This is a genomic window from Mesorhizobium sp. M7A.F.Ca.CA.002.09.1.1, assembly GCF_003998555.1.
Taxonomy (GTDB): domain Bacteria; phylum Pseudomonadota; class Alphaproteobacteria; order Rhizobiales; family Rhizobiaceae; genus Mesorhizobium; species Mesorhizobium ciceri.
The window spans coordinates 1-5,254 of sequence record NZ_RZRR01000354.1; the positions used below are offsets into that span (position 1 = coordinate 1).

4 protein-coding genes are annotated in these 5,254 nt (G+C 62.7%); 2 read left to right on the forward strand and 2 right to left on the reverse strand.

Features of this window, described 5'->3' with window-relative positions:
* Together EN994_RS16640 and EN994_RS16645 are read right to left on the reverse strand one after the other, a co-directional pair.
* Positions 1-1,168 (reverse strand): hypothetical protein (locus EN994_RS16640; RefSeq protein ID WP_127307661.1); only part of this gene is annotated, 1,168 nt, incomplete at its 3' end.
* A 103-nt stretch (positions 1,169-1,271) separates the two neighbouring features.
* Positions 1,272-1,541: a hypothetical protein gene (locus EN994_RS16645; RefSeq protein ID WP_127423385.1), complete on the reverse strand. Its 270-nt coding sequence runs from the start codon at positions 1,539-1,541 to the stop codon at positions 1,272-1,274.
* Between EN994_RS16645 and parC the strand changes: the two genes are divergently transcribed.
* Positions 1,497-3,749, forward strand: a complete 2,253-nt coding sequence (gene parC / locus EN994_RS16650; protein ID WP_063167754.1) for a DNA topoisomerase IV subunit A — start codon at positions 1,497-1,499, stop codon at positions 3,747-3,749. The genes EN994_RS16645 and parC overlap by 45 nt on opposite strands.
* A gap of 272 nt (positions 3,750-4,021) precedes the next feature.
* Positions 4,022-5,236, forward strand: coding sequence for an AI-2E family transporter (locus tag EN994_RS16655; protein WP_063167755.1), 1,215 nt, complete (start codon positions 4,022-4,024; stop codon positions 5,234-5,236).
* Positions 5,237-5,254 lie beyond the last annotated feature (18 nt).

Here is a 5,254-nt window from a genome sequence, read left to right on the forward strand (position 1 = left end):
TGACACCGAGCGTCTGGGGCAGATGGGGGGGGTTGGACATGGCACCCGCCATGATCAGCGCGAACGGCACGGATGCCGGCGGCTCGGCCGAGATTTCGAGGCTCTTCGGATCGTCGAGGAATTTGCTGACCGCGGCCGTAACCTGCGCAGTCAGTTCCGGATTGTTGAGCTGCGCCATGCCGAACGGCACGATCGCCTTGGCCTGGTTGGCGATGTCCTTGCCGGACATGCCTTGCTGCTTGCCGACATAGTCCAGAACCTTGTTGGTCAGCGAATCGTCGTCGAAGCGGATCGAGGCGCTGTTGAACGAAAGCTGCTGCAACAGGCCGAGCATGGCCATGCCTTGCGCCGAATTGTCGGCGCCTTCCGGCTGTGCCGCCATCTTCTTCTGCATTTCCTGCAGCGACTTGATGAAGTCCAGCGTGTAGCCGCCGAGATTGAAGGTCATGCCGAGCGTGCCGGCATTCTCGACCGAGATGTCGTATTTCGACAGTTCCATCTTGCCGTCCGTGGGCTGCCAGGTGCCGGCCATTTCGAGATTGCCCGCGATGTTCTGGTAGCCGAGCGCGTTGATGACTTCCTTGGACTTGGGATCGTCCACCAGCGTCAGGTCGGCATTGAATTTTTCCGTGGTGGCGGTGAATTCCATCGCCTTGCCGTCCGCCGGCGGCGTGATCTCGATGGCAAGCCCGTCCATCGAGAAGGCGGTCTTGTCGGCGACCTTGACGGTCATGTTCGAGAGTTCGGCGGACTTGTACATCATCAGCGAGCCCAGCGGGCCGGTGGAACCGTCGGCCGGAACTGTCATGTCGTGGATGACGAAGGGGCTGAGGTCGAGGGTGACGCCGTCCTTGCTGTGTGTGAAGGCAGCCGTTGATACGGTGGCGATGTCATAGCCGCCATTTGCCTCGGTCACGCCTTCGAGTTTGACGTCGCCGATGGGAAGCGCTTCCTTCTCCGCCGCCGGTTTGATGGCAACGCCCTGCAGCACCATGCTGGTGTTGTCGCCGGTCACCCCGGTCCAGGTGATGTCGACACCTTGTGCGACAAGCGCTGCCTTCAGCCGGTCGGCCACTGCCGTATCCTGTGCGAGGGCCGCATTCAGCGGCAGCGTGAGCAAGAAGGTCGAAAAAGCCAGTTTCTTGAGAATTGAGCGTTTGATTGTCATCGCAAGGTCCCTGAGAGTGTCCTGAAATTGTTTTTTCAATTATTTGCGCCATCACCATTCCGTGACGAACTGGACCGGAAAAAGGCGTGTCCCGGCACATTGGTCAAAAATCGCGGTGAAAGGCAAACCCGATCCCACCGTCTTTGCGCAAACCGGTGAATTTGTCATGAAGAGCCGATAGCCGGATATCGTCGCGCTTGGCGATAGAGCCCGCATGTAACAGGCTGATGTTGGCCGACATCCGCTGGGGTATGGTTTCATGTTGCAGAAAGGCCGGTATCTCCGTCGGGCTCTTGCCGCGAATCACCCGCTCGGCTAGTCCGAGCCCATGGGAAAAAGGCTTTTGCCGCCTGAAAATGGCGGTGGCGATCACATCGAGCCGGTCGATCTGAAGAAGGCGCTGGAAGAGCGCTATCTGGCCTATGCGCTGTCGACCATCATGCACCGGGCGCTGCCCGATGTGCGCGACGGACTGAAGCCGGTCCATCGCCGCATCATGCACGCCATGCGCCTGCTGCGGCTCAACCCCGATCAGGGCTTTGCCAAATGCGCCCGCATCGTCGGCGAGGTGATGGGCAAGTTCCACCCGCATGGCGACCAGTCGATCTATGACGCGCTGGTGCGGTTGGCGCAGGATTTCTCGATGCGTTATCCCCTGGTCGACGGGCAGGGCAATTTCGGTAACATCGACGGTGATAACGCCGCCGCCATGCGCTACACCGAAGCGCGCATGACCGATGTGGCGACCGAACTTTTGTCCGGCATCACCGAGGATGCCGTCGATTATCGGCCGACCTACAATGAAGAAGACGAGGAGCCGGTGGTTTTGCCCGGCGCCTTTCCCAACCTTTTGGCCAACGGCTCGTCCGGCATCGCGGTGGGCATGGCGACATCGATCCCGCCCCACAACGCCGCCGAGCTTTGCGATGCCGCACTTCACCTGATCGAAAACCGGGACGCGCCGGTGGCGAAGCTGATGGACTTTGTCCAGGGGCCGGATTTCCCGACCGGCGGCATCATCGTCGACAGCCGCGCCTCGATCCTCGAAGCCTACGAAACCGGTCGCGGTGGCTTTCGCGTGCGCTCGAAGTGGTTCCAGGAGGACCAGGGCAGGGGCACCTGGAGCATCGTTGTCACCGAAATCCCGTACGGCGTGCAGAAGGCGCGGCTGATCGAGAAGATCGCCGAGCTGCTGATGGCGCGCAAGCTGCCGCTGCTCGAGGACATCAGGGACGAAAGCGCCGAGGACGTCCGCGTCGTGCTGGTGCCGAAGAGCCGTTCGGTCGACCCCGGCATCCTGATGGAATCGCTGTTCAAGCTGACCGAGCTCGAAAGCCGCTTCCCGCTCAACATGAATGTGCTGTCGCGCGGCAAGGTGCCCAACGTGCTGTCGCTGAAGGGCGTGCTGCAGGAGTGGCTCGAGCACCGCCGCGAGGTTTTGGTCCGCCGCTCGAAACATCGCCTCGGCGAAATCGAAAGACGGTTGGAGATACTTGCCGGCTACCTGATCGCCTACCTCAACATCGACGAGGTGATCAGGATCATCCGCGAGGAGGATGAGCCAAAGCAGGTCATGATGGCCCGCTGGTCGCTCACCGACACCCAGGCCGAAGCCATCCTCAACATGCGGCTGCGCGCTCTGCGCAAGCTTGAAGAATTCGAGATCCGCAAGGAATTCGACGGCCTGAGCGCGGAGAAAAAGCAGATCGAGGCACTGCTTGCTTCAAACGAGAAGCAGTGGGCGACGATCAAGTGGGAAGTCACCAACATCCGCGACAAGTTCGGTCCGGAGACCGAGCTCGGCAAGCGCCGCACCCAGTTCGCCGACGCGCCCGAGCATGATCTGACCGACATCGCCCATGCCATGATCGAGCGCGAGCCGGTCACCGTCGTCGTCTCGGAAAAGGGCTGGCTGCGGGCGATGAAGGGGCATCTGGCCGATCTCTCGACGCTGACCTTCAAAGAGGGCGACAGCCTCAAGCTCGCCTTCCATGCGCAGACCACTGACAAGGTGCTGGTCTTCGCCACCGGGGGCAAGTTCTACACCATCGGCGCCGACCGGCTGCCTGGCGGGCGCGGCCATGGCGAGCCGATCCGCATCATCGTCGATATGGACAATGACCAGGACATCGTCACCGCCTTCGTTCACGATCCGAAGCGCAAGCTGCTGCTGGCCTCGCACGACGCCAACGGTTTTATCGTGCCGGAGGAGGAAGTCGTTGCCAACACCCGCAAGGGCAAGCAGGTGATGAACGTCAAGGCGCCGGACGAAGCCAAGCGCTGCATCCCGGTCACCGGCGACCATCTCGCCATCGTCGGCGAGAATCGCAAAATGCTGGTGTTCGCGCTCGCAGAGATTCCGGAGATGGGCCGCGGCAAGGGCGTGCGCCTGCAGAAATACAAGGATGGCGGCCTTCTCGATCTCAAGCCGTTCACGCTGGAGAGCGGCCTCTCCTGGCAGGATTCAGCCGACCGCACCTTCACAAGGTCGCGCGAGGAACTGGCTGAATGGATCGGCGCCCGTGCCTCGGCCGGACGCATGGTGCCGAAGGGATTCCCGAGGACGGGGAAATTTGGGTAGCGAGTGAAGCTGCCGATCCCCCCTCGTGGGGGAGATGCCCGGCAGGGAGAGGGGGGCGCTGTCCCGCCGACGGTCGAGTTCACAGATACTCGATTGGTTTGCGGCTCACGGTCCAAATCCAAGGCCGCGATCCTTCACACCCCCCTCTGTCCTGCCGGGCCTCCCCCACGAGGGGGGAGATTGGCAGCTTCACCATCTCATTTGGACTATCGTCACGATTGCTGCACTATATCAGTGCATAGACAGGAGGGGTGTTTGGGAGAGCCAGGCGTTTGAAGGAAGCAAGAATCCAGAAACCGGAACGGCAGCAGCGCCTCTTCGGCCTGTCGACGCCGCTCAGGGCAGCCGTCATCCCGCCGCTGTCGGCGGCACGCTGGCTGCTGGTGCTGATCGTTGCCGCCGGCGTCTATTTCTTCCACGGCTTCCTGTTTCCGGTGCTGGCGGCGCTCGTCATCGCTTTCGCCAGCTGGCCGCTCTACCGCCGCCTGCTTGTCGCGGTCGGCGGCAACCGCACCATCGCCGCGACCTTCGCCATCCTGTTCATCCTCGCCTTCCTGGTGATCCCGATCGCGCTCGCCGGCACCTATGCGATCAACGAGGTCCGCGAATGGGTCGCCTGGGCGATCGAGACCAACCGCCACGGCGCGGTGACGCCACACTGGATCGCCACCATGCCTGTCGTGGGCGAGTGGCTGAACGAACAGTGGACCACCAATTTCGGCCATCCCGGCGGCATTGGTGAGCTGATCCAGCTGGTCAGCGGCGCTAATATCGGCAGCATCTATCGCGGCGTGCTGGCCGCAGGCGGCAGTGCTTTCGGCCTGCTGTTGACGCTGCTGTTCATGATGATCGCGCTGTTCTTCGCCTATCGCGACGGCGAGCACTTTGCGGGCCAGGTCGACCGTCTCGGCGAGCGCATCCTGCCGACCAGATGGGAGCGGATTTCGCGCGTCGTGCCGGCGACGATCTCCTCGACCGTGACCGGCATGACCGTTATCGCCATCGGCGAAGGGCTGGTGCTGGGCATCGCCTACTGGCTGGCCGGCGTGCCGTCGCCGGTCACGCTTGGCGCCCTGACCGGCGTCATGGCGCTGATCCCCGGCGGCGCACCGCTGTCCTTCACGCTGGTCTCGATCTACCTCGCCGCCAGCGGCTCGCCGATGGCCGGGCTGGCACTGTTCCTCTGGGGTGCGGTCGAGCTGTTCATCGTCGACAAGACACTGCGTCCGAAGCTCGTCGGCGGGCCGATAAAACTGCCCTTCCTGCCGACCTTTTTCGGCCTGATCGGCGGCGTCAAGACTATGGGTTTCCTCGGCCTGTTCATCGGCCCGGTGCTTATGGCGCTGCTCGTGGCCATCTGGCGCGAATGGCTGCGCGAAGTGGAGCTGGCCGACGAGACGGCCGCCGATTCGGCGGCCGAAATCGAGTCCGGTCCGCAGATCGAGGTCCTGCCGGAATCCAATGCGGCGAAGAAAGCCAGCGCCTGATAACGACCGGCTTTGCGC